Origin of the sequence: Paenirhizobium cremeum (assembly GCF_047553425.1) — a bacterium.
GTDB lineage: Bacteria > Pseudomonadota > Alphaproteobacteria > Rhizobiales > Rhizobiaceae > Allorhizobium > Allorhizobium cremeum.
The window spans coordinates 4,012,274-4,035,124 of sequence record NZ_CP180217.1 but is presented as its reverse complement, the minus strand read 5'-3'; the positions used below and the strand labels follow the sequence as shown (position 1 = coordinate 4,035,124).

24 protein-coding genes are annotated in these 22,851 nt (G+C 61.7%); 10 read left to right on the top strand and 14 right to left on the bottom strand.

Annotated elements, in window-relative coordinates; genetic code table 11:
- Positions 1–12: 12 nt before the first annotated feature.
- Entirely contained in the window at positions 13–1,323 is a 1,311-nt protein-coding gene (gene deoA, locus ACLBKR_RS19425) for a thymidine phosphorylase (protein ID WP_414900058.1), read from the top strand.
- A gap of 20 nt (positions 1,324–1,343) precedes the next feature.
- On the opposite strand, the gene ACLBKR_RS19420 is transcribed toward deoA, so the two are convergent.
- The 7 genes from ACLBKR_RS19420 to ACLBKR_RS19390 form a co-directional block, all read right to left on the bottom strand.
- Complete coding sequence (locus tag ACLBKR_RS19420; RefSeq protein WP_113338530.1) at positions 1,344–1,853, bottom strand: TIGR02281 family clan AA aspartic protease; 510 nt, start codon at positions 1,851–1,853, stop codon at positions 1,344–1,346.
- 127 nt (positions 1,854–1,980) lie between these two features.
- Positions 1,981–2,610 (bottom strand): uracil phosphoribosyltransferase, encoded by a 630-nt coding sequence (upp, locus tag ACLBKR_RS19415; RefSeq protein ID WP_112827521.1) that lies wholly within the window; start codon positions 2,608–2,610, stop codon positions 1,981–1,983.
- Between the two features lie 89 nt (positions 2,611–2,699).
- Entirely contained in the window at positions 2,700–3,686 is a 987-nt protein-coding gene (locus ACLBKR_RS19410; protein ID WP_414900055.1) for an adenosine deaminase, read from the bottom strand.
- Complete coding sequence (locus tag ACLBKR_RS19405; RefSeq protein WP_113338612.1) at positions 3,683–4,903, bottom strand: phosphopentomutase; 1,221 nt, start codon at positions 4,901–4,903, stop codon at positions 3,683–3,685. Before ACLBKR_RS19405 ends, ACLBKR_RS19410 begins: the two co-directional genes overlap by 4 nt.
- Positions 4,904–5,048: 145 nt before the next feature.
- Positions 5,049–5,666, bottom strand: coding sequence for a TadE/TadG family type IV pilus assembly protein (locus tag ACLBKR_RS19400; RefSeq protein WP_414900053.1), 618 nt, complete (start codon positions 5,664–5,666; stop codon positions 5,049–5,051).
- On the bottom strand, positions 5,663–6,295 hold the full coding sequence (locus ACLBKR_RS19395; RefSeq protein ID WP_414900051.1) for a TadE/TadG family type IV pilus assembly protein: 633 nt from the start codon (positions 6,293–6,295) through the stop codon (positions 5,663–5,665). The genes ACLBKR_RS19400 and ACLBKR_RS19395 overlap by 4 nt, the downstream gene beginning before the upstream one ends.
- Before the next feature lie 122 nt (positions 6,296–6,417).
- On the bottom strand, positions 6,418–6,840 hold the full coding sequence (locus ACLBKR_RS19390) for a pilus assembly protein N-terminal domain-containing protein (protein ID WP_113338533.1): 423 nt from the start codon (positions 6,838–6,840) through the stop codon (positions 6,418–6,420).
- Positions 6,841–7,393: 553 nt separating this feature from the next.
- Between ACLBKR_RS19390 and ACLBKR_RS19385 the strand changes: the two genes are divergently transcribed.
- From ACLBKR_RS19385 to ACLBKR_RS19345, 9 genes are all read left to right on the top strand, one after another.
- Positions 7,394–7,576 carry a Flp family type IVb pilin gene (locus ACLBKR_RS19385; protein WP_112827516.1) on the top strand — a complete coding sequence of 61 codons (183 nt, stop codon included), beginning with the start codon at positions 7,394–7,396 and terminating at the stop codon, positions 7,574–7,576.
- Positions 7,577–7,733: 157 nt separating this feature from the next.
- Positions 7,734–8,246 carry a prepilin peptidase gene (locus tag ACLBKR_RS19380; protein ID WP_112827515.1) on the top strand — a complete coding sequence of 171 codons (513 nt, stop codon included), beginning with the start codon at positions 7,734–7,736 and terminating at the stop codon, positions 8,244–8,246.
- A 124-nt stretch (positions 8,247–8,370) separates the two neighbouring features.
- Complete coding sequence (gene cpaB, locus ACLBKR_RS19375) at positions 8,371–9,186, top strand: Flp pilus assembly protein CpaB (RefSeq protein WP_112827514.1); 816 nt, start codon at positions 8,371–8,373, stop codon at positions 9,184–9,186.
- Positions 9,183–10,769 carry a type II and III secretion system protein family protein gene (locus tag ACLBKR_RS19370; protein WP_162759182.1) on the top strand — a complete coding sequence of 529 codons (1,587 nt, stop codon included), beginning with the start codon at positions 9,183–9,185 and terminating at the stop codon, positions 10,767–10,769. Before cpaB ends, ACLBKR_RS19370 begins: the two co-directional genes overlap by 4 nt.
- Before the next feature lie 62 nt (positions 10,770–10,831).
- Positions 10,832–11,512, top strand: coding sequence for a CpaD family pilus assembly protein (locus ACLBKR_RS19365; RefSeq protein WP_113486604.1), 681 nt, complete (start codon positions 10,832–10,834; stop codon positions 11,510–11,512).
- A gap of 33 nt (positions 11,513–11,545) precedes the next feature.
- A complete protein-coding gene (locus tag ACLBKR_RS19360) occupies positions 11,546–12,835 on the top strand; it encodes an AAA family ATPase (RefSeq protein ID WP_112827513.1) in 1,290 nt (429 codons plus the stop codon).
- Positions 12,836–12,862: 27 nt separating this feature from the next.
- Positions 12,863–14,362: a CpaF family protein gene (locus ACLBKR_RS19355; RefSeq protein ID WP_112827512.1), complete on the top strand. Its 1,500-nt coding sequence runs from the start codon at positions 12,863–12,865 to the stop codon at positions 14,360–14,362.
- Between the two features lie 5 nt (positions 14,363–14,367).
- Positions 14,368–15,381 carry a type II secretion system F family protein gene (locus tag ACLBKR_RS19350; protein ID WP_112827511.1) on the top strand — a complete coding sequence of 338 codons (1,014 nt, stop codon included), beginning with the start codon at positions 14,368–14,370 and terminating at the stop codon, positions 15,379–15,381.
- 9 nt (positions 15,382–15,390) lie between these two features.
- On the top strand, positions 15,391–16,377 hold the full coding sequence (locus ACLBKR_RS19345) for a type II secretion system F family protein (protein WP_112827510.1): 987 nt from the start codon (positions 15,391–15,393) through the stop codon (positions 16,375–16,377).
- A gap of 35 nt (positions 16,378–16,412) precedes the next feature.
- On the opposite strand, the gene ACLBKR_RS19340 is transcribed toward ACLBKR_RS19345, so the two are convergent.
- The 7 genes from ACLBKR_RS19340 to ACLBKR_RS19310 all read right to left on the bottom strand — a co-directional run bounded on the left by ACLBKR_RS19340 (position 16,413) and on the right by ACLBKR_RS19310 (position 22,851).
- Complete coding sequence (locus tag ACLBKR_RS19340) at positions 16,413–16,571, bottom strand: hypothetical protein (RefSeq protein ID WP_414900046.1); 159 nt, start codon at positions 16,569–16,571, stop codon at positions 16,413–16,415.
- 133 nt (positions 16,572–16,704) lie between these two features.
- Positions 16,705–17,178, bottom strand: coding sequence for an SRPBCC family protein (locus ACLBKR_RS19335; protein WP_112827509.1), 474 nt, complete (start codon positions 17,176–17,178; stop codon positions 16,705–16,707).
- 136 nt (positions 17,179–17,314) lie between these two features.
- Complete coding sequence (gene pncB / locus ACLBKR_RS19330) at positions 17,315–18,619, bottom strand: nicotinate phosphoribosyltransferase (protein ID WP_112827508.1); 1,305 nt, start codon at positions 18,617–18,619, stop codon at positions 17,315–17,317.
- Between the two features lie 120 nt (positions 18,620–18,739).
- Complete coding sequence (locus ACLBKR_RS19325) at positions 18,740–19,006, bottom strand: hypothetical protein (protein ID WP_414900044.1); 267 nt, start codon at positions 19,004–19,006, stop codon at positions 18,740–18,742.
- An 86-nt stretch (positions 19,007–19,092) separates the two neighbouring features.
- A complete protein-coding gene (locus tag ACLBKR_RS19320; protein ID WP_112827507.1) occupies positions 19,093–20,055 on the bottom strand; it encodes a 2-hydroxyacid dehydrogenase in 963 nt (320 codons plus the stop codon).
- 25 nt (positions 20,056–20,080) lie between these two features.
- The gene (locus ACLBKR_RS19315) at positions 20,081–21,709 is read right to left on the bottom strand and encodes an ABC transporter ATP-binding protein (protein ID WP_113447069.1); all 1,629 of its coding nucleotides are present in this window, start codon (positions 21,707–21,709) and stop codon (positions 20,081–20,083) included.
- Positions 21,706–22,851 carry an ABC transporter permease gene (locus ACLBKR_RS19310; protein ID WP_113447070.1) on the bottom strand — a complete coding sequence of 382 codons (1,146 nt, stop codon included), beginning with the start codon at positions 22,849–22,851 and terminating at the stop codon, positions 21,706–21,708. Before ACLBKR_RS19310 ends, ACLBKR_RS19315 begins: the two co-directional genes overlap by 4 nt.

The following is a 22,851-nucleotide window of genomic DNA, read 5'->3' as shown; positions in this document are numbered from 1 at the left end:
GGACAGTCAGACATGCTGCCACAGGAAATCATCCGCAAGAAACGCGACGGCGGCACACTGACCGCCGCCGAGATCGCCGGTTTCATCGAGGGGCTGAGCAAGGAAACGATCTCGGAGGGCCAAGTCGCGGCCTTCGCCATGGCCGTTTTCTTCCGCGGCATGACGCCGGAAGAGATCGTGGCGCTGACGCTTGCCATGCGCGATTCCGGCGAAGTGCTTTCCTGGCAGGGCGTCGGCAAGCCGATCGCCGACAAGCATTCGACCGGCGGCGTGGGCGACAATGTCTCGCTGATGCTGGCGCCCATCGTTGCGGCCTGCGGACTGGCGGTGCCGATGATTTCCGGCCGGGGGCTCGGCCACACGGGCGGCACGCTGGACAAACTGCAGTCCATTCCGGGCTATGAGGTCATGCCCTCGCCGGAGATCTTCCGCCGGACGGTGGACGATGCAGGTTGCGCGATCATCGGCCAGACGGGCGACCTCGCTCCCGCCGACAAGCGCCTCTATGCGATCCGCGACGTGACCGCGACGGTGGAATCCATCCCGCTGATTACCGCGTCGATCCTTTCCAAGAAGCTCGCCGCCGGGCTCGAAAGCCTCGTCCTCGACGTCAAGACCGGCAACGGCGCTTTCATGAGCAATGCTCAGGACGCAGAAGCGCTGGCCCGTTCACTCGTGACGGTTGCCAATGGCGCGGGCGTGAAGACTACCGCGCTGCTCACCGACATGAACCAGCCGCTCGCCGACTGCGCCGGCAATGCGGTCGAGGTGCAGAATGCCGTCGATTTCCTGAAAGGGCAAAAGAGCGGCACGCGGCTTGAAGAGGTGACGCTGGCGCTTTCGGCGGAAATGCTGGTCAATGCCGGCATCGTGGCGGACATCGACGCCGCCCTCTCACGCTGCCGGGATGCACTTTCCTCCGGAAGAGCGGCGGACTATTTCGGACGGATGGTCCATGCACTCGGCGGTCCTCTCGACTTCATGGAGCATGCCGAGAGATACCTGCCGAAGGCTCCGGTGCGGATCCCGGTCCTGGCCGCCACCGACGGCTGGCTTTCAGCCTGCGACACGCGCGGCCTCGGCCTCTGTGTCGTGGCGCTCGGCGGCGGACGGCAGCGTCCGAGCGATGCCGTCGACCACAAGGTGGGGCTCACCGGCTTCCTGCCGCTCGGAACGGCCGTCTCGAAAGGCGATGTCATCGCCTTCGTGCATGCCAATGACGAGGCAAGCGGCAGCCGCGCGGCCGAAATGGTTTCGACGGCCTATACGATCGGGGCAGCCGCGCCCGTTCTTTCGCCGACGATCGGCAAGCGGATCGCCTGAGGCGGCAGACTGCCTCCGCCTCAGCGGGTGAGACGCATGGTATCGCCTTCGACCGCATAGGCATCGAGACGCTTGAGGAAACTCATGCCGATGAGCGTGGTCGACAGCGCCTTGTCTCGAAATACGAAAGCCTCGACCTTATCGACCCTGACCGTGCCGATCTCAACCCGCTGCAGCGTGACGAGCGCGGCGCCCGTGCGGCCGTTGGCGGTGGAAATCGGATACTTGAAATCGAGACCGGCAATGCTGATGCCGAGCCGCCGAGCCGTGGTTTCATTGATCGCAACCAGCGAGGCGCCCGTATCGATGAGGCCCTCGACGGGCTTGCCGTTGAGTTTGAAACTGCCGGCATAGTGACCGCGTCCGTCCGCTTTCAGCAGCGCCACACCGCCCGGAAGACCGACCGGCGTCGGCGCAGCCTCGACTGCCGGCGCGGCCGGTGCGATCCCGCCTTCGCTCTGGATAAAGCGCGGCACCTGCGTAGCAAGAACGACGGCCACGGAAACGAAGACAAGCGTGCGCACCAACATGGGCAATCCCCGGGATGACGAAGAACGCCGGCGTAGCACGACACCCCCTGAAAAGCCGCTAACCCAAACGGAAAGCGGCCCGCAAAGGGCATTTGCGGGCCGCTTTCCTGTCGTGGTGGTTAAGACTTCATTTCGTGCCGTACATGCGGTCGCCGGCATCGCCGAGACCGGGCACGATATAACCCTTCTCGTTCAGATGGCTGTCGATGGCGGCGGTGAAAACCGGCACGTCGGGATGAGCCTCACAGAAATGCTTGATGCCTTCGGGCGCGGCAAGCAGGCAGAGGAAGCGGATGTTCTTCGCACCCCGCTCCTTCAGCTTGTCGATTGCGGCAATCGAGGAATTGCCGGTGGCAAGCATCGGATCGACGACGATGACGAGACGCTCGTCGAGCGCATCAGGCGCCTTGAAGTAATATTCGACCGGCTGAAGCGTGTCATGGTCACGGTAGACCCCGATATGCGAAACACGGGCGGCCGGCACCAATTCCAGCATACCCTCGAGAAGGCCGTTTCCGGCGCGAAGGATGGACGCGAACACCAGCTTCTTGCCCTCCAGAACGGGCGACTGCATCTCGGTGAGCGGGGTTTCGATCGTCTCCATGGTGAGTTCGAGATCACGGGTGACCTCGTAGCAGAGAAGCGTCGAGATTTCCCTGAGAAGCCGGCGGAAGCTCGACGTGGAGGTCTCCTTGCGGCGCATGATCGTGAGCTTGTGCTGTACGAGCGGATGATCGATGACTGTGACGCCGTGCATGGGGATAGCCTTCTTCTATTTTTCGCAGATGAAATTGTTCTTCCACATTCGCGCGGCGGCCCGCAAGAGCAGGCCGCAAATTTGTGCGCTCATCCCCAATCGGTAGCCTGCAACTTCGCCAGCAGCGTCTTTCGGGTCGTCTCATCGACAAAGGCCGCCTCGATCGCGGTGCGCGTCATGGCGTTTATCTCCGCATCCGAGAAGTCGAAAACCTTCGACGCGGTCTCGTATTCCTGCGCCAGCGAGGTGTGGAAGAAAGGCGGGTCGTCGGAGTTCAGCGTCACCTTGACACCCGCCTCAACGAAGCGGCGCAAGGGATGGCTTTCAAAATCGGGAAAGACTTTCAGCGCGATGTTCGAGCCGGGGCAGACCTCGAGCACGGTGCCGAGATCGGCGAGCCGCCTGACGAGATCGGGGTCCTCGATCGCCCGCACGCCATGGCCGATGCGGCTCGGCCGCACCAGATCCAGCGCATCGGCAACGGAAAAGGCGCCGCACAGCTCGCCGGCGTGGATGGTGATGCCGAGGCCCGCTTCGCGCACGATGTCAAAAGCGCGCGCGTAATCTGAAACACGGTGCAAGCGTTCCTCGCCCGCCATGTTGAAGCCGGTGACGAGCGGGTGCTCGAATTCTGCCGCCCATTCGGCCCTGCGCAGCACACTTTCCGGCCCCAGATGGCGCTCGCCGACGATAATCATGCGGCATTCGATGCCGGTCTTTTCCCTGGCCGCGATAATACCTGCCGCCAGGCCGCCGATATAGTCATCGGGAGAAAGTCCTACGGCCTCGCCATGGTCAGGCGAAACGAACAGTTCGCTATAGATCGTGTTCGCGGCGGCGAGTTCGCCGAGATAGGCCTCGGCAAGGGCGGCATAATCCTCCGCGGTGCGGAAGACGGAGGCGACGAAATCGTAGCACCCGATGAAGCTGGTGAAATCCTTCCACACATAGACCCCGTCACGCACGAAGGCTGAGGAGTCAATGCCGTACTTCTCGGCCTGGGCAAGCGTCAAAGCCGGCGGGGCCGCACCTTCGACGTGACAGTGCAGTTCGGCTTTCCTGAGATGGGATGTCAAAGAAAACTCCGTCCATGCGGCCCGGCGGGAATGCCGAGATGGGCCGCGATCGTTTCGCCGATATCGGCGTAGGTATTGCGGATGCCGACGGCGCGCGACTTGATGCCGGGGCCGAAGGCCATGATCGGCACGCGCTCGCGGGTGTGGTCGGTGCCCCGCCAGGTGGGGTCGCAGCCGTGATCGGCGGTCAGAAGCACCATGTCGCCGGGCCGGAGCTTGCGATGAACCTCGGGGAGGCGCAGGTCGAAGGCTTCGAGGGCCGCGGCATAGCCCGGCACATCGCGGCGATGGCCGTAAAGCATGTCGAAATCGACGAAGTTGGTGAAGACGAGATCGCCGTCCCCCGCCTCGTCCATGGCCTGAAGGGTGACATCCATCAGCGCCATGTTGCCGTTGCCTTTTAGAACACGCGAAACGCCCTGATGGGCGAAGATATCGCCGATCTTGCCGACGGCATGCACATGGCGGCCGGCCTCGACCAGCCTGTCGAGCAGCGTCGGCTCCGGCGGCAGCACGGAATAATCGCGCCGATTTCCCGTCCGCTGGAAGGTGGCCGGCGTCTCTCCGACAAACGGTCTGGCGATGACCCGGCCGATATTCAGGGGATCGACGAGCTTGCGAACGATCTCGCAGAGAGAAAGCAGGCGTTCCAGGCCGAAATGAACCTCGTGCGCCGCGATCTGGAAAACGGAATCCGAAGAGGTGTAGCAGATCGGCTTGCCGGTCCGGATATGCTCCTCGCCGAGCTTCGCGATGATCTCGGTGCCGGATGCATGGCAATTGCCGAGAATGCCGGCAAGGTTCGCCTCGCGACAGATCGCCTCGACCAATTCGGGAGAAAAAGCATCGCCTTCGGCGGGGAAATAGCCCCAGTCGAACATGACGGGCGTTCCGGCGATCTCCCAATGCCCGGAGGGCGTATCCTTGCCGTGAGACACTTCGCTGGCGGCGCCATGCAGCCCGAAAACGCGCTCTGGAACCGGCATGCCCGCCGGAAAGCGACCGGACGCCAGCCGCGCAATCTCGACGAGGCCGAGCGCCGACATGTTGGGCAGCGACAGCGGTCCCGAACGCAATCCCTTGCGGTCGCCGATGCCGGCGGCGCAGAATTCGGCGATGTGACCGAGCGTATCGGCGCCCTCGTCGCCATAACGGACCGCATCCGGCGCGCCGCCTATGCCGAAGGAATCGAGAACGAAGAGAAATGCACGTGCCATGATCCACCCGAAGCGCAGGATCGTGGCCGTCATGGCCGATGTCTCTCCTGCGTCTATACGAGCCGATGTTTAGCGCCATGTCGAAGACTTGGCAAACCTGGGGGAGATATCAACGATGCGGTGCCGATCCCCCCGGCGGCAGATGCTAGCAATCGCTGCACGTGATGCCGTTGCCGACACGCTGACGGAAATAGAACTCCCGCCGGATGGTGATATCCTTCAGTTCATGACCTGTGAGCCCCGGAAGATACATCAGCAATTCGTGGCCGACACTGAGTTCCGAGTGAACGAGAAAGGTATCGGCGATCAACATATCCGAGGGCACCGATACGGATGAGCCGACGGCATAGGGAGCAGCGCCGGTGTTTGACCAGGACCACGCTATCGTTGCCTGCTTGTTGCTGTCGATCTTGACCCCCGAAATCTTGAGGGAAAGATCGTTGACGGCATAGGGAACGAAAATGGCGTCCGTCACATCCACCATTCCGGCAAGATCGCTCTTCTTGACCGATGTATCCGCGCGCGTGACCAGATCCGCGACAGTGCTCGCCGCCATCGTCACCTTTTTCGACACGCTCAGACCCATCATCAACTCGAAGGCGCACAGATAGAGCACGATCAGCATGGGGGCCAGCAGGGCGAATTCGACCCCGCCGATACCCCGCCGGTCGGACATGAAGCGCCGCAACAATGCTGCAGCACCGCGACGAACGCCGGTCGCATCCGAACCTGCCTGACTACGATCGATATCGAAGCGCCTCACGGGTAGTCCTCGTTACGAAACGCGGTGGTGGCGATAATGAGAAACTGCTGCGTCTGGCTGTCGGGCCGGATATGGGTGATCGATCGGATGAGATCGAACGTGATATCCCAGCGGTAATAGGCGCGCAGCAGATTGATCGTGTCCGGCCCGCCGGGCGAATAATGGAAGGCAGAGGTATCGAGATCGGAGTAGTCGCCGCCGATACGGGGAATGCCCACCTTGTCCGCAATAGCTCCAAAACTCGAAAGCGTTTCCACATCCAGATACAGTTTTTGCGGCGTCGAAATCTCACTCGCCGAACAGGCGATCATGATGGAGATTTCGTCGCAGAATGCCGCACGGAACGCTTCCGCCGTGTTCATGTCCGTCGAACGTCCGAGCTTATAGGTGATGTTGCCCGTCCTCAGTTCGCGCGCCATGGTGTTCACGGCGTTCGTCACCAACTGTTCCGCGATATAGGCGGCAAAGGTTTCGAGGATCGCGAAAATGATGATGAAATACGGGACGGCGAGGATGGCGAACTCAATCGCCGCCGCACCGTCCTTGGAGCGCCTCAGCCTACGCCACAACGAGAAGCGCGGTCGCCAGCTGCGACGTTTGACACTGCCCTGATGTTCGAATGCGCTCATCGCCTGTGACCGAATGCGGGTTCGCCAGGACACTAGGGGCGAAGTGTTGAAATTCCGTTTCCGGTTTCTTTACGTTTTTCCCGATCCGGGGCGCCTGCCGAAGAAAAGGCTCCTTCGCCGGCTTACTTCGAACCCGAGCTGGAGCCGGTTGCGGCATGTTCCTCGCAGTTGGGCGTACAGGACAGTACGGTGCGGCTGGTCGCCTTGAAGACACGTACCGTATTGCCCTCGTCAATCGAGACAAGGATACGCTCGTCGACGATCGCGTTCCCGTCAGCATCCAGAAGAACGAGATTGGTCGTGCCGAAAGCCCTGCCGGTCAGGACAATGGTCTTGGCGTCGGCGACCGTGGCGTCGGCGACATCGGAGTTGCCGACGATCACCTTGCTGACCGGCCGATCGAGTTTCAGGACGCGCGCATTGTTCATATAGACGCGCAGCAGGCCCGCATCGTCGTCTTCCGCCGATGCGGAAAGCGGTGCGGCGAGCGCGCATGCAAGCGTACAAGCGACGGCAAGTGGTTTGAAACCGCTGCGAAACAACATGCGTGCCAGCCTTCCGAAGCATTCAATACATGGATCCAGAAAGCAGGATGATGCGGATTGGTGAACGGACGGTTAAAGCAGGCACACTTCAGCCAGGGGCATGCGGGCGCGGGAGGCGGCCGATCCGCGAAAACGATGGAATGCGTGCCAGAAGCGCCGCCCGCAGAACTTCTCTTTTGTCAAAAATGGGCCCCGATGCGGCGGATCGGCAGGCATTATTCCCAAAACCGGTCACGCTCAACCACGCCATGCCCGGTTAGCCGTCGGGCGGGCTGACAAAGATCGAGGCTCCAGCGACAGGAGCGGTGTCGGCCACGATCAGCCAACAAGCTGATTTAAAACAGCTTTACCTCGACTGGCGGGAAAATCGATAAAATATGCGCGGTCGTCCTTCGCATGCATTTACCAAGCTGCCGTCATTTTAGCTTTTAGAGCTTGGTAACCGTCTTTCTTAAGTCGATGGCAATGGGCGGGTGTGTAGTTTCCTCTCATCCGAGCAACGGCAAACAGTTGCCGGCAGTGCTGAACAACTATTGTGGAGTAGGAGAGTACCATGACCAAGATTTTCGCACGTTTCCTGAAGGATGAGTCCGGCGCCACCGCTATCGAATACGGCCTGATCGCAGCCCTCATCTCCGTCGCCCTCATCACCGGCGCCACGACCCTCGGCAACGCCCTGAACACGCAGTTCTCTGATCTGTCGACCAAGATGGACACCGCGAACGGCAAGTACTGATAAGTTTGCTTGCATTCCTGAGTTTTCGGCGTGGCCACCTCCCTTCGCAGAGGTGGCCACGCTCGTTTCCGGCTGGATAAACCAGCGCAACGCGGCTTTGCGATTTCGTAAGCCTTTGCAGGCATAGTCCAGCGATCAAACGGACAGGAAAACAGCCATGTATGAAGCTGCGGTTTTCGTGATTTTCCCGCTGTGCCTCGTGGTCGCGGCCTTCACAGACCTGTTCGAGATGACGGTCCCGAACCGCATTCCGGCGATCCTTCTTGCCTCCTTCCTCCTGCTTGCGCCTTTTTCCGGTCTCGGCCTTGGCGATTTCGGCTGGCATATCGCTGCCGGCATCGCCGTATTCGCCGTTGTCTTCGGCCTTTTCGCCCTCAACGTCATGGGCGGCGGCGATGCAAAGCTCCTGACGGCAGCAGCCGTATGGTACGGCTTCACCCCGTCCCTTCTCCATTTCCTGATCTATGTTGCCTATGGCGGCGGTCTGCTGACGATCCTGATCCTGCTGGTGCGTGCCCGCGCCAATACCGTCATGGCGCTCGGCCTCCGGGTCCCGCATTCGATCCTGACCGCGAAGAAAATTCCCTATGCGATTGCCATCGGCGTCGGCGGGCTCGTCACGTTTCCCCAATCGCCGCTTGTGCTCGCAGCGCTGGAGCAGATCCGCTAGACGCCGGCATCCGGCGGCGGAAAGTTATCGTTAACCAAGCCCGTAAGTGTCTTATTAACCATAATTACACCAATTGCTGATCATTCTGCGGGGCACAGTGCTTTGTGCCGCTCAAGGAAAGATCATGAAACCCGCGCGCATCATCATCCTCACAGTCGCCGTCGTGGCGGCCGGAATGGCAGGGCTCCTCGCCATGCGCCTCGGCGGCACGAAACAGGTCGTGATGCAGCAGGTGAGCGGCGAGGTTAAAAAGGAGCCGACAGTCGATGTCCTCGTCTCCGCCGAGAACCTGCCGGTCGGCGCGCGCCTGAACGACAAGTCGATGCGCTGGATGACCTGGCCCGAAAGCAGCATCGTTCCGGGTTTCATCACCAGAACCGACCGGCCGGATGCGATCACCGAGCTTTCGGGCGTCGTTGTGCGCCTGCCGATGTTCGAAGGAGAACCGCTCAGGCGCGAAAAGATCGTCGATTCATCGACACGCATCATGTCTTCGCTGCTGCCTTCCGGAAAGCGGGCCGTTGCAACCGAGATTTCCGTCGCGACCGGCGCCGGCGGCTTCATCCTGCCCAACGATCGCGTCGACATCATTATGGTCCGCAAGGGGACCGAGAACAACTACCTGACAGAAACCGTCCTTTCCAACATCCGCGTGCTGGCTATCGACCAGCAGGTCGAGGAGAAGGAAGACGGGAGCAAATCCGTGATCGGTACAACCGCGACGCTCGAACTGACGCCCGACCAGGCCAGGGTGATTACCGTTGCGCAGCAGATGGCCGATCGGCTGTCTCTGGCGCTCCGTTCAGTTGCCGACGCACAGGAGGAGGACACCTCGGCCGCAGACTACCTGTTGAGCGGCGGGTCGGGCGCTCCCTCCATTCAGGTCATCAAATCCGGTGAAGTGGTGAAAGCCGGGGCGTCGGAAGGCCAAACACAATGATCGAGGATGCCGCCGTGCTGAACTTGAAACGGAAGATCCGCACTTCGCTGGCCGCAGGACTGGCATTCTCGGTGGCGCTTTCGGGCGTGCCCGGCAATTTCGCCCCCCACATATTCGATGTGCCGGTGGCGGAAGCGGCAGCCCAGAGCGTCATCCGCATCAACGAAACGGGTCCCGGCGCCCGGCGCACCGTCAAGCTCGGCCTCAACAAGGCGCTGGTGATCGACCTGCCGCAGGATGCGCACGATATTCTGGTTGCAGATCCCTCGATGGCGGATGCCGTTACCCGCACTTCGCGGCGTATCTATCTCTTCGGCAAGGCGGTCGGCCAGACGAACATCTTCATCTTCGGCGCGAACGGAGAGGAAGTCGTGAGCATCGATGTCGAGATTGAGCGCGATATTGCAGGGCTGGAGAACAACCTTCGGCGTTTCATTCCCGAGTCCGACATCAAGGTCGAGATCGTTTCGGACAATATCGTGCTGACCGGAACGGTGCGCACACCCCAGGATGCGTCACGGGCCGAGAGCCTTGCCACCGCCTTCCTGAAGGGCGGCGAGGCAACCACCCGAAACGAGACGGCGACGGCCTCAAGCGAAAGCGGCGATGCGGCGGTTGCGATCTTTGCCGAAGACCGCCAGGTTTCCCAGATCGTCAATCTTCTGACGATCGAGGGCGAAGACCAGGTTTCGCTCAAGGTCACGGTCGCGGAAGTCAGCCGATCGGTGCTGAAGCAGCTCGGTTTCAGCGGCTCCATCTCGGATGGCACAAGCGGTATCGGCTATGCCAATCCGGCCAATCTCGGCAACGCCATCGATCCGACAGGCGTGGGCAAGATCACCGCAACGCTCGGCAGTTCGGGCTTCGGCCTCAGCACCTATATCAACGCCATGGAGCAGGCCGGCGTCATGCGCACGCTCGCCGAGCCCAGCCTGACGGCGATCTCCGGCGAGCAGGCGAAGTTCTACGTGGGTGGCGAATACAGGATGGCCGCAGAGCAGGAAGTCGACACCGATTCCGAAACCGGAGAGACGACGCTTTCGCGCACCACCGAAACGGTCGAATACGGGATCGAACTCAACTTCCGTCCCGTGGTTCTCGCTCCCGGCCGTATCAGCCTCGCCATCGAGACCAACGTCTCAGAACCCACCTGGGAAGGTTCCGATGTCACCGGCAATACCCAGAGCGGCATCCCCGGTTCCACCTATCTTTCGATCCGCAAGCGCGAGGCATCGACCACCGTCGAACTGCCTTCGGGTGGCTCGATCGTAATCGCCGGTCTGGTGCAGGACAATATCCGCCAGGCGATGACCGGCCTGCCCGGCCTTGCCAAGATCCCGATCCTCGGCACGCTGTTTCGAAGCAAGGACTTCCAGCGCAACGAGACCGAGCTCGTTATCATCGCCACGCCCTATCTCGTGCGACCGGTGGCGCGCAACCAGCTTGCCCGCCCCGATGACAACTTCAACCCGGAAAACGACGGCGCCACCTTCTTCCTGAACAAGGTGAACAAGGTCTATGGCCGCCGTCAGGCCGGTACCGCGGGCCAGTACCACGGCGCCGTCGGATTTATCTACAAATGAGCCCGGAGGCCGACATGACGACGCCAACGACACAGCTCGCAGGAACGGAAAGCCGGACCGCCATGGCCGAACGTAAATCCCGCCGCGGACGTCTCGCAGCCACCTTGCTCGTTCTTGGTGCGGCAACCATGCTCGCAAGCTGCGGCAGCATGAACAAGGACGGAATGTCGACAGGAGCGATCCCCGACGACTACCGCACCCGCCACCCGATCACGCTGACGGAAGTGGAGCATACCCTCGATATTCCGATCGCATCGGGAGACCGCAGCCTGACGACGGGCACGCGCGATGCCATTGCGGGTTTTGCCGGTGACTATGCTTCGAAATCCAAGGGCAATCTGCAGATCCTGCTGCCGCAGGGCTCGCCGAACTCGGTTGCGGCTGCCCATATGCGGAAAGAGATCCGCTCAGTGCTGGCCGGCAACGGCGTTCCGGCGCCCCGCATCGTTGAAACCAGCTACCAGGCAGGGGCAACGGGCGATGCCGCACCGGTTCGGTTGAGCTATGTCGCGGTCACCGCCGTCACCGACCAGTGCGGCCAATGGCCGGAGGACTTGCAGAACAACACCTATGCTAACAAGAACTGGTATAATTTCGGCTGCGCGACACAGGCGAACCTCGCCGCCCAGGTGGCCAATCCGATGGATCTCGTGACGCCGCGTGCAACGGCACCGATCGACGCGACCCGCAGGTCCACGGTCATCGGTCTCTACCGCGAAGGCAGCGACACGTCGACGAACTAGCAGGGCAGCGATGTCCGAAGTCAGGAAGAGAGCATGAGTGCGATCGATTACGACATTGACACCGGGAGCATTGCCGGCCGTCCGACGGACGAGACGCCTGCGACCGGCGATCTCGACAGCGTGCGCCCGCTGCCGCGCATTTCGGTGCATGCCTTCTGCATCTCCGATGCGGTGCGGCGCGTCATGGAGCAATGTGCCCAGGATCGGCGCATGTCGCGGGCAAGCCTCAGGATCACCAGCGGCAATATCGCGGCGGCGGCGAGCATGTTCGCCTCGACGCCGACGCCCAACCTGATTATTCTGGAAACGGATGCCACTGCCGCCAATCTGATGGCGGAACTTTCGCCTCTCGCCGAAGTCTGCGATCCCGCGACGCGGGTCATCATCATCGGACGCCAGAACGACATCGCGCTCTATCGCGAACTGATGCGTAACGGCATTTCCGAATACATCGTCGCGCCTCTTTCGATGGCCGACGTCATGACGGCGGTCGCCGCCATTTTCGTCGACCCCGAAGCCGAACCGCTCGGTCGCAGCATCGCCTTCATCGGCGCAAAGGGCGGCGTCGGCTCGTCGACCATCGCGCACAACTGCGCATTCGGCATTTCGAGCCTGTTTTCGACGGAAACCATTCTCGCCGATCTCGACCTTCCCTTCGGGACCGCCAATATCGACTTCGACCAGGACCCTGCCCAGGGCATGGCGGAAGCGGTCTTTTCGCCTGAGCGGCTGGACGAAGTCTTCCTCGACCGCCTGCTGACCACATGTTCGCAGCATCTTTCGTTGCTGGCGGCTCCCTCGCTGCTCGACCGCGCCTACGACTACGACCCAGGCGCCTTCCAGCCAATCCTGGAACTCCTGCAACGCAGCGCACCGGTGACCGTACTAGACGTGCCGCATGTCTGGTCCGACTGGACCCGCACCGTCCTTGGCGAGGTCGACGAGATCGTCATCACCTGCACCCCGGATCTCGCCAACCTGCGCAATGCGAAGAACATGCTGGACGCCCTGAAGAAGATCAGGCCCAACGACAAAACACCGCATCTCGTTCTCAATCAGGTCGGCATGCCCAAGCGTCCGGAAATCTCGCCGCAGGATTTCTTCGAGCCGCTGGAAATCGAACCTGTCGCGATCATCCCCTTCGATGCCGCCCTGTTCGGCAACGCCGCCAATAGCGGCCGGATGATCTTTGAAATCGACGCGAAGTCGCCGACCTCGGAAACCTTCTCGCAGATCGCCCATCTCGTGACGGGCAGAGCAACGATCAAGAAGCCCAGGAAAGCGGGCCTCAGCAAGATGCTGAGCCTGCTCGGCAAGAAGTAACGGCAGGACGGAAACAGGTAAAAGCTGATGTTCGGAAAGCGCGGAAGCGACGGTTTTGGCAAGAGCGGGTCGGGGGTCGGCATGGCGCCGCCTGCAGGCGCGCCGGCTGTTGCAGCGCCGCCCCAGCGCAGCGCGGCCGCCGCACCGGAGCCCCTGCGCGAAGAACCGCGCCAGCAGGTAACGCCGCCGCCCTTGCAGGCGCAGCAACAACCTGGAGCGCGCAAGCGGCCGGCCCGCACGCAGGACTATTACGACACCAAATCCCAGGTGTTCTCGGCGCTGATCGACACCATCGACCTATCGCAGCTCGCCAAGCTTGATGGGGAAAGTGCGCGCGAAGAAATCCGCGACATCGTCAACGACATCATCACCATCAAGAATTTCGCGATGTCGATTTCCGAGCAGGAGGAACTGCTCGACGATATCTGCAACGACGTGCTGGGCTACGGCCCGCTGGAGCCGCTGCTCGCACGCGACGACATCGCCGACATCATGGTCAACGGCGCCGGCCAGACCTTCATCGAAGTGGGCGGCAAGACGATCGAATCGGATATCCGGTTCCGCGACAACGCCCAGCTCCTCTCCATCTGCCAGCGTATCGTGAGCCAGGTCGGCCGCCGCGTCGACGAATCGAGCCCGATCTGCGACGCACGCCTGCCGGACGGCTCCCGCGTCAACGTCATCGCACCGCCGCTCGCGATCGACGGTCCCGCTCTGACCATCCGAAAGTTCAAGAAGGACAAGCTCAATCTCGGCCAGCTCGTGAAGTTCGGCGCCATCACGCCGGAGGGCGCCGAGATCCTGCAGATCATAGGCCGCGTGCGCTGCAACGTCGTCATCTCGGGCGGAACGGGCTCGGGCAAGACGACGCTGCTCAACTGCCTGACCGGCTTCATCGATGCCGACGAGCGCATCATCACCTGCGAGGACACCGCAGAACTGCAGCTGCAGCAGCCGCATGTGGTGCGTCTGGAAACCCGCCCGCCGAACATCGAGGGCGAAGGCGAAATCACCATGCGCGACCTCGTCAAGAACTGCCTGCGCATGCGTCCCGAACGCATCATCGTCGGCGAAGTGCGCGGACCGGAGGTGTTCGACCTCCTGCAGGCGATGAATACGGGCCATGACGGCTCGATGGGCACGATCCACGCGAACACGCCACGCGAATGCCTGTCGCGCATGGAATCGATGATCGCGATGGGCGGCTTTACGCTGCCGGCCAAAACCGTGCGCGAGATCATCTCGGGCTCCATCGACGTCATTATCCAGGCCGCCCGACTGCGCGACGGCTCGCGCCGCATCACCCATGTCACCGAAGTGATCGGCATGGAGGGCGACGTCATCATCACCCAGGATTTGCTGCGCTACGAGATCGAAGGAGAGGATCTGAACGGCCGGATTATCGGCCGGCACGTCTCGACGGGCATCGGCAAGCCGCATTTCTGGGACCGGGCACGTTATTACAACGAGGAGCGCCGACTGGCGGCCGCGCTGGACGCGATGGAACAAAAAAGCAAGGGGACCTGAGGAAGATGTTCGGTTTCGACCCGATCGTACTGGCCATCGTCGCGCTTGCAGCCGTCGCGACCGGCGGCGTCGCCTATGGTCTCCTGTACTCACAGATCGAGGTCGAGAAAAAGACCGCCAACCGCATCAACCGCGTCAAGGCGGCCGAGACGGATCATGCCAAGGTGAAAGCCGCCCGTGACCGCGTGCAGGAAATCTCCAAGCGGCGAAAATCGGTACAGGATTCGCTGAAAGAGCTGGAACGCAAGCAGCATGAGCGCCAGAAGAAAGCAGCGACCACCAGCCTCAAATCACGGCTGTCTCAGGCCGGGCTCTCGTTCGCTCCGAGCCAGTACTACACGTTCAGCGCCGTCTTCGGCGTCGTCATCGCGGTGTTCGCCTTCGTGGCCGGCCTGCCGCCCGTCGCGGTGCTCGGCGTCGCTTTCGTCGCCGGTCTCGGCGTGCCGCGCTGGCTTCTCGGCTTTATGATCGGCCGCCGGCAGAAGAAGTTCCTCAACGAGTTTCCCAATTCGCTAGATGTGATGGTCCGCTCCATCAAATCCGGCCTGCCGCTCAACGACGCGCTGCGGCTGATCGCGTCGGAAAGCCAGGAGCCGGTAAAGACGGAGTTCCGCCGGGTCATCGAATCCCAGCAGGTCGGCCTCAGCATTCCGGAAGCCTGCCAGCGCATGATGCTGACCATGCCGCTGCAGGAGATCAACTTCTTCTCGATCGTCATCGCCATCCAGAGCCAGGCCGGCGGCAACCTGTCGGAAGCGCTGGCAAATCTTTCGCGCGTCCTGCGCGACCGCAAGAAGATGAAGGCGAAGGTCAACGCTCTTTCGATGGAAGCCAAGGCATCGGCAGCCATCATCGGCGCCCTGCCCTTCATCGTTGCGCTGCTCGTCTATCTCACCTCGCCGCAATACATCATGATCCTGTTCACCGATTCCCGCGGCCATATGATCCTCGGCATCTCGGCGGTGTGGATGTCGATCGGCATCCTCGTGATGCGCAACATGATCAATTTCGACATCTAGGGACGGGCGATGACTGAAGAACTCGCGGCACGCCTGACAAACCCCTCGCTGATTATCGCCGCGCTCGTGGCGATCGCAGTCTTCGCAACGCTCTATACGATCGTCATACCCTTTCTCGAACGCAGCGACCTCGACAAGCGCATGAAGGCGGTCTCGACCGAGCGCGAGCAGATCCGCGCACGGGAGCGGGCCCGGATGAACGCCGAAACCGCCCGCGGCAAGGCGAGCCTTCGCGCCACCAACAACCAGTCGGTCAGGCAGATCGTTGAGCGCCTGAACCTGCGTCAGGCGCTGGTGGATGACGCGACGATGGACAAGCTGCGCGCCGCGGGCCTGCGCTCCCAGAACGCCTTGAACATTTTCCTGTTCGCGCGCTTCTTCCTGCCGTTCCTGACACTGGCGATCACCGCCATCTGGATCTTCGCGCTCGGCAACCTCGCAGACAAGCCCCTTCCCATCCGCCTGCTGGCCACCATCGTCGGCGGCTACGTCGGCTTTTACCTGCCGAACATCTATGTCTCCAACCGCATGACGAAGCGGCAGAAATCCATCCGCCGCGCCTGGCCGGACGCTCTGGACCTGATGCTGATCTGCGTCGAATCGGGAATTTCCATTGAGGCCGCCATGCGGCGTGTGGCGGATGAAATCGCCATCCAGTCACCGGAACTCGCCGAGGAAATGGTGCTGACCACGGCGGAGCTTTCCTTCCTGCCCGATCGTCGTACGGCGCTCGAAAACCTCGGTCTGCGCACGCAGCTTGAGGGCGTGAAGAACGTTACACAGGCGCTCATTCAGGCAGAACGCTACGGCACGCCCGTTGCACAGGCGCTGCGCGTGCTCGCACAGGAAGGCCGCGACGAGCGCATGAACGAAGCTGAAAAGAAGGCCGCGGCCTTGCCGCCAAAGCTTACGGTGCCGATGATCCTGTTCTTCCTGCCGGTGCTCGTCGCCGTCATTCTCGGCCCCGCCGGCATCCAGGTATCCGACCGGTTCTAAGCATCAAACAGGTTCCCGCTCTTGCAGGGACCGTTTCAATGCACCGTCGCTTCCCGCTCTTCCTGCAGCAGGGAAAGCGCATCGCGCAGGGCTTCAACGAGAATATCCGTCAGTTCATCGCCCTTGTTTTCGACGATGAGCATCTGCACCGCCATGTCCTGCTGTTCGAAGAAGTGATCGGGATCGTTCGTCATTTTTATATCCTATACGCGCCGAATCACATTTCGGCCTCAAGCCACCGTCGCCCCGGTGGCTTGCGCAAGGCTTTCAGACGATCCTGGTCGTTCAAAGGGTGCTGCGATCCCTGCATCCTCTCATGCCGGTTCGTCAGGCCGGAATGCCGGCAGGTTCCCCGGAGCCGGTCGCAACCAGCACTCCGAACTTCGAGAAGAACTCGCCCGCGAGTTTTTTGGCCGTCGAATCGATCAGCCTCGAGCCGAGCTGGGCGATCTTGCCGCCCACCTCGGCCTTCACGGTGTAGCTGAGGATCGTCGCGCCGGGACCATCGGCAGCAAGCGCCACATCGGCACCGCCCTTGGCAAAACCGGCGATACCGCCCTTCCCCTCGCCGGAAATGGTATACGAATGCGGCGGATCGAGGTTCTGCAACTCCACGGCGCCTTCGAATTTCGCCTTGATCGGTCCGATCTTCAGCACCACCTTGGCGACCATATCGGTATCGGAGGTTTTTTCCAGGCTTTCGCAACCCGGTATCGCTTGCCTCAGAATTTCAGGATCGTTCAACGCCCGCCATACGGTTTCCACCGGAGCTTCGATCCGCTCGCTGCCGCTCATGTCCATGCTGCTTTCCTCCCTGAAGCGATCCGACCATACGCCCGCCACGCCCCTCCCCGGGCAAGACGTCAGTACCTGACCAACAGCTTACAGACACGGGGACGGATCGCAAGAAGCGAACATCGCCCGTCGAGGTTCGACGTCAGACGAACACGGCCTGTTCGATACGGTCCTCGGAGCCGAAGAACTTCAGATAGCGTTCCACCTCGGCCGGATCGCCGGTCGCCTTGCGTGGATTGTCTGAGAGCTTCACTGCGGGACGGCCATTGGCGTCGCTCACCTTGCAGACAAGCGAAATCGGCTTCAGGCCCTCGATCTCGCGGGGAGCGCAACCGGCGAAATCATTGGTGAGGTTGGTGCCCCAGCCGAAGCTCATACGCACACGGCCCTCGAAATGGCGATAGGTATCGATGATCGCTTCGACATCGAGCCCATCGGAGAAGATCAACAGCTTCTGCCGTGGATCGCGGCCCTTCTTCTTCCACCATTCGATGATCTTTTCCCCACCCTCGATCGGTGGGGCGCTGTCGGGGCGGAAACCCGTCCAGTCCGCGACCCAGTCCGGGGCGTTGCGCAGGAAGGCGGCCGTCCCGAAAGTATCGGGCAAAACGATCAGCAGATTGCCGCCATAGAGACGGTTCCAGTCCTGCATGACCTTGTAGTTTGCCGTCGCCAGCTCCTCGTCATTGCGTGCAAGGGCGGCCGTCACCATCGGAAGCTCGTGGGCGTTGGTGCCGACGGCCTCAAGATCGGAATCCATGGCGAGCAGCACGTTGCTGGTGCCCGTGAAGGCCGGGCCGATGCCTTCCTTCAACGCCTCGACGCACCAACGCTGCCAGAGGAAACTGTGGCGGCGGCGCGTGCCGAAATCCGAGATCCTGAGACCCGGCAGCTCCCGCAGGCGCTCGACCTTGGACCACATCTTGGCCTTGGCGCGGGCATAGAGCACATCCAGCGTGAAGAGCCCGAGCGACTTCGATACCTCGCGCGAACGAAGTTCATTGATGATGGCAAGCGCCGGGATCTCCCACATGGTGGTTTCCATCCACTTACCATGGAAGTGAAGGTTGAACTGCCCGTCCTTCTTCGACAGTTCGTATTCGGGCAAGCGGAAGTTGGCGAGCCAGGCGAGGAATTCCGGTTCGAAGATCTGGGCGCGGCCGTAAAAGGTGTTGCCGGCCAGCCAGATCGCTTCCTTCTTGGTCAGTCGCAACGAACGGGCGAAATCGAGCTGGTCGCGGAGTTCCGCCTCATCGATCTCTTCCGCCAGCCGAACCGTCTTCGTCCGGTTGATGAGGCTGAAGGTTGCATTGACATCCGGATAGAGCTTCCAGATCATCTGCAGCATCAGCAGTTTGTAGAAATCCGTATCGATCAGGCTGCGGATGATCGGGTCAAGCTTCCACGTGTGGTTGAAAACCCGTGTCGCGATATCGGTCTTGGTCATCGGCGGACAGTCCTGCAAACCGCGGCCGGCTTTGACCGCTCTCCGCGACCGGATTCAGCCCGGCCGCTTCAGGCGTCCCTTATCAGAAATTCGGTTCTGAAAGTCCATATCCCCGCAGGATTACTGTTGCGGCGGACTGGTCTGCGCAGGCGGCGTCGTTTCCTGCGGCGCCGGCTGGTTGGACGGGTTTTCCGGCGCAATCGCATTGCCCCACCATTCAACGGGTATCCAGACCAGCAGCGCCAGGATGAGGCCCGCAAGCAGGATAATCAGCACCGGCCTTCCCAGAAAACCCTGTCTCGCCTCGTTGGGGGACAAGGGCTTTTCGTTCGGGTTTTCGATGCCCGGTTCGGCCTCCGAGCGACGTGGGTCAGAACGCGTATCCATGGACAATCTCCCTGGTTTCGGCGCCAGAGCATGCGCCAACATACCAGAGGAACGAGAGGGGCCGGGATTAGGTTCCGAAAAAGGCGTCAGTAACCTGCCACGCGGTCGACCACATGCTGCAGGGAAGTCCCCTCTTCCAGACGAATCATCTGTCTTTCCGCGTGACGGAAAAGGGCCCTGACATCGGAGGAGGCCGCGACATGGGGCGTGACGATCACATTCTCGAACCCCCAGAGAGGGCTTTCCGGTTCGAGCGGCTCCTTTTCGAACACATCGAGCGAGGCGGCTCCGAGTACACCCTCTTCAAGCGCCGCAACGATATCGGCCTCAACCTGGCTGCCGCCGCGGCCGGCATTGACGAAGACGGGCTTTTCAAGCGCCCCGCCCTGGCGCAGCCTGGCAAACAGCGAGGCGTTATAAATGCCCCGCGTCTCCTCGGTAAGCGGCAACAGGCCGACAAGAATGTCCGTCCTTGCTAGAAAAGTATCGAGTCCGGCCTGATCGAAGGTCTCGATGCCTTCGATCACCTTCATGCTGCGCGACCAGCCGACAACATCGAAGCCCATGACCTTCAGCTTGCGGACAGCGTCCTGACCGAGGACGCCGAGCCCCATGACGCCGACGGTGACATCGCAGGCCTCCGGCTGCGGATCGAGATCGCGCCATTCGCGGCTCTTCTGCTGGCGCGCATAGGCGAGCGACCTGCGCAGGTGGATCAGACATTGCAAGACGACCCACTCGCTCATGCGATCGGTCAGGCTGCGGTCGACGAAGCGCACGATCGGCACATCCGGCAGCTCGTAAGCCCTCAGGATATGGTCAACGCCAGCGCCGCCAGAGAAGATGACCTTGAGATCCGGCATGCGGGAAAACAGCGCCGGATCCGGCTTCCAGACGACCGCATAAGCAATGCCGGAAAGATCGCGGCCAACATTTTCGGCCAAGGCCATGTCGATGACCTCCCGGCCGGGAAAGGCGTTCTTCAGGCCCGCAACGACGCTCTCGCGTTCGAATTTCAGGTCGATGACGACGGGAGACTTGTCGGACATGGTCACTCTTTCGGTAAGCCGGATATTACTGACTGATGCCGCCGATCTCGACGGCTTCGAGGTTGAAGGCGGCGGCCATCAGGGCGCGGGTATAGTCTTCCTTCGGTGCGGTGAAGATCTCGCTCGACGGCCCCTGCTCCACAACCTTGCCGGCGCGCATGACGATCACTTCGTTGGCGAGCGCCTTCACCACGCGCAGGTCGTGGCTGATGAAGAGATAGGCGAGGTCGTGCTTCTTCTGCAGGTCGCGCAGCAGGTCGACCACCTGCGCCTGCACCGTCATGTCGAGCGCCGAGGTCGGTTCGTCGAGCATGACGAACCGGGGTTTCAGAACCATGGCGCGGGCAATCGCGATACGCTGACGCTGACCACCGGAAAACTCGTGCGGGTAACGCCAGCGGGTCGCCGTATCGAGGCCGACCTCCTCCAGAGCCCAGCAGACACGGGCATCGCGCTCGTCTGCCGACAGCGCGCTTTCGTGAACCTTCAGGCCTTCCGCAATGATCTCCCCTACCGACATGCGGGGGCTGAGCGATCCGTAGGGGTCCTGGAAGACGATCTGCAGGCGGTCGCGCAGCGGACGCATCTCGCGATAGGAGAACCCGGCGATCTCCTGCCCGATGAAGCTGATGCGCCCCTTCGACGAGATAAGGCGGGCAAGCGCCAGCCCAAGCGTCGTCTTGCCGGAACCGGATTCGCCGACGACACCAAGCGTCTGGCCGGCGCGCAGCACCATGTCGACGCCATCGACGGCCTTCACATGATCGACCACCTTGCGCAGGAAGCCAGCCTTGATCGGGAACCAGACGCGAATGTCGTCGCCCTTCATCACCACCGGCTTCGTCTCGTCGAGCGCCGGAGGTTCGCCACGCGGCTCGGAGGCGAGCAGCTTCTTCGTATAGTCGTGCTGCGGATTAGTGAAGATATCCTCCACCGGCCCGCTTTCGACAATCCGCCCCTTGGTCATGACGCAAACCCGGTCGGCGAACTTGCGCACGATGCCGAGATCATGGGTGATGAACAGCATGGACATGCCGTGATCGGCCTTGAGCTGACGGAGAAGGGCCAGGATCTGCGCCTGAACGGTCACATCGAGCGCGGTCGTCGGCTCGTCGGCGATCAAGAGCTTCGGCCGGTTGGCAAGCGCCATGGCGATCATCACGCGCTGGCGCTGGCCGCCGGACAACTCGTGCGGATAGGCGGAAAGGCGCTTTTCCGGTTCGCGGATGCCGACCTGCCGGAGAAGCTCCAGCGTCCGTTCGCGCGCTGTAGGTCCGCTCATCGCCTGATGCAGTTCGAGTATCTCGCCGATCTGCTTCTCGATGGAGTGGAGCGGATTGAGCGAGGTCATCGGCTCCTGAAAGATCATCGTCACGTCATTGCCGCGCACTTGACGAAGTTCCGCCTCGGGAAGCTTGAGAAGATCACGACCCTCGAACAGGATCTCTCCCGAAGGATGGCTCGCCGCCGGATAAGGCAGGAGACGCAGCACCGAATTCGCCGAGACGGACTTGCCGGAGCCGGATTCGCCGACCAGCGCCACGACTTCGCCCGGGGCAATGTCGAAGGAGACGCGGTCAACTGCAAGGGTTTCCCTGCCCCCCTGGTGGAAGGCGACCGAGAGATCGCGGACGGACAGAAGCGGAGCGGTCATCTGAAGGCCTTCCTCGGATCGAAAGCATCACGCACGGCTTCGCCGACGAAGATCAGGAGCGACAGCATGATCGACATGGTGAAGAAAGCGGTGAGGCCGAGCCACGGAGCCTGCAGGTTGCGCTTGCCCTGGGCGATGAGTTCGCCAAGCGAGGGCGAGCCCGGCGGCATGCCGAACCCTAGGAAATCGAGCGAGGTCAGCGTGGTGATCGAGCCGGAGAGAATGAAGGGCAGGAAGGTGAGGGTTGCGACCATGGCGTTCGGCAGCAGGTGCCGGAACATGATCGTCCAGTTGCCGACGCCGAGCGCGCGGGCGGCGTTCACATATTCGAAATTGCGAGCACGCAGGAACTCGGCGCGCACGATGCCGACGAAACTGACCCATGAGAAGAGCAGCATGATGCCGAGCAGCACGAAGAAGCCCGGCGGCAGGATCGCGGCAATGATGAGCAGGATGTAGAGCACCGGCATCGAGGACCAGATCTCGATGAACCGCTGCATCAGAAGATCGGTCCAGCCACCGAAATAGCCTTGCACCGCACCGGCGGTGACGCCGACGAGCGCAGAACAGATGGTGAGCGCGAGGCCAAACAGCACCGAGATACGGAAGCCGTAGATCATCCGGGCGGCAACGTCGCGCGCCTGGTCGTCGGTGCCGAGCCAGTTGAGATTGCCGAGATTGCAGTTCGGGTCCTGATCCTTGAGCGGGTAGGCCGAGCAGCGCTCCGCCTTGTCCATCAGCCAGAAGGGCGCCGTCGGCGCGGAATGGGGAATGTCCGAATTCACGGTGCGGTAGGAATAGCGGATCGGCGGCCAGACCATCCAGCCGTTGGCGTTGATCTCGTCGCTGATGAAAGGCGAGCGGTAGTCGGTGACCGCTAGGAAGCCGCCGAACTTTTCCTCTGGATAGTCAACCAAGACGGGGAACAGGATCTCGCCCTTGTAGGAGGCGATCAACGGCCGGTCGTTGGCGATGAATTCAGCGAACAGCGACAGCACGAAAAGGATCATGAAGAGCCAGAAGGACCAGTAGCCGCGGCGATTGGCCTTGAAGTTCTCCAGCCTTCGGACGTTTGTCGGAGAAAGCCAGGGTTTCTTCACGGGAGATGAGACGTCGGTGCGGGCGGTTTCGGCGGAAGACAT